Origin of the sequence: Micromonospora sp. ALFpr18c (assembly GCF_008868155.1) — a bacterium.
Taxonomy (GTDB): Bacteria; Actinomycetota; Actinomycetes; order Mycobacteriales; family Micromonosporaceae; genus Micromonospora.
Genome location: NZ_WBKR01000405.1, coordinates 1 through 1,221 on the forward strand (window position 1 = coordinate 1; position 1,221 = coordinate 1,221).

1 protein-coding gene is annotated in these 1,221 nt (G+C 58.9%); it reads right to left on the reverse strand.

Features of this window, described 5'->3' with window-relative positions; all coding sequences use genetic code 11:
- A partial coding sequence (locus F8271_RS31425) for a hypothetical protein (protein WP_151493397.1) occupies window positions 1-1,106 on the reverse strand: 1,106 nt, incomplete at its 3' end.
- Between the last annotated feature and the right edge of the window lie 115 nt (window positions 1,107-1,221).

A 1,221-nucleotide genomic window follows, 5' to 3' on the forward strand; every position in this document is an offset into this window, starting at 1 on the left:
GGGGGTACCCGCGGTGCTTGCTGGGCTTGGCTGTCGAGTGCCGCGGCACGCCTCACATTCAGGCGATCCCCGCTCGGTCCGGCCTGTGAGGCTGACAGCCCGCCGGCGGGGGCGGCGACGACGCGGCGGACCTGCTCGTAGCCGGTGTGCATCGGCAACGTCGGCGATGTGTTGCTGGTGGAAGCAGAGGTGGCGCTGGTGGGAGCACGCAGCCACGCATATTTGTTGGCACCAACCGCTGCCACGGCAGCTTCATTCATGGTCGACAACGAAACTTGTCGCTGCTTTGCCTTGTTTATGAGCTCCTGCTCATCAGGCTCGAACGTAACCCCGTTCCCTCCAGAAACCCAGCGGGCCAGGGCCGTGTGGTGCATATTGTGTTGCTCTGCGTATTCGTAATAACTCATGGCGGGGCCGCTCCGATTCGCAGCCGCCCACGCCAAGGCATGGCTCTTGCGCTCGCCGGGCGTGTATTGCTTCATGGCCCAATCCTGCTTTGCCTTGTTTATGAGCACCTGCTCATCAGGCTCGAACGTAACCCCGTTCCCTCCAGAAACCCAGCGACTCAGGGTCCTGCGGTCCACATTGTACCGCCGCGCATAGTCGGAATAACTCATGACGGGGCCGCTCCGATTCGCAGCCGCCCACGCCAAGGCATGGCTCTTGCGCTCGCCGGGCGTGTATTGCTTCATGACCCAATACTGCTTTGCCTTGTTTATGAGCACCTGCTCATCAGGCTCGAACGTAACCCCATGCTCTCCAGAAACCCAGCCAGTCAGGGTCCCGGGGTGCATATTGTACAGCCGCGCATAGTCGGTATAACCCATGACGGGGCCGCTCTGATTCGCATGCGCCCATCTCAAGGCATGGTTCTTGCGGTCGGAGAGCTTATAGTACTGATCGGACGTATGCTTCTTTGCCGTGTCTATGAACGCCTGCTGGTCACCCGTGAACGTAACATCACGGATCCCTCCGGATATCCATCTACACAGTGTCGAATAGGGGATAAAGTATGCCTCTGCGTACTCATTAATACTCACATCGTGGCCACTCTGATTTGCAGCGGCCCATGCCAAAACATGGGCCTTGCTCTTATCTTTGTCCATTCCTAGTTAGCCGCCTTTGCAGTCAAATTTCGAAGTCTTCCTACACAACGGATGCGCGGGGCCGCCGGTTCAACCTCGATCGGGCCTGTCATCCGAACAGGGCTATCGCGTAGTC